Origin of the sequence: Shewanella sp. AS16 (assembly GCF_021412365.1) — a bacterium.
GTDB classification, from domain to species: domain Bacteria; phylum Pseudomonadota; class Gammaproteobacteria; order Enterobacterales; family Shewanellaceae; genus Shewanella; species Shewanella salipaludis.
This window is the reverse complement of record NZ_JAKCLK010000410.1, coordinates 1-282: the sequence shown is the minus strand read 5'-3', so window position 1 is coordinate 282 and position 282 is coordinate 1. Positions and strand designations below refer to the sequence as shown.

Annotated in this window: 1 protein-coding gene; it reads right to left on the bottom strand. The window is 53.5% G+C overall.

Features of this window, described 5'->3' with window-relative positions:
- Window positions 1-282: dihydrofolate reductase family protein (locus LZP73_RS20875; RefSeq protein WP_234236896.1), on the bottom strand; the 282-nt coding region annotated here is incomplete at both ends.

Genomic DNA, 282 nt, shown 5'->3' with positions numbered 1-282 from the left:
GGTGCGATATAGACAATCAGCTCATCGACTAAACCCGCCTGTAGCAATGCGCCAGCGAGCGTTGGCCCCGCTTCCACCCAGATGCTGTTAATCTGCTGTTTACCCAGTTGCATCATTAGTACAACCAGATCCAGGTGACCTTTATGCTCTGGAATCAGCAAGGTACGCACCGTTTCCGGCCACTCACGAGAATCTTCCTGCGTACGCGCGAACCAGGTTTCGCCGGGCTGCTGCACAATGCGATGTTCCGGCGTCACGCGATTTTGGCTATCAATCACAATA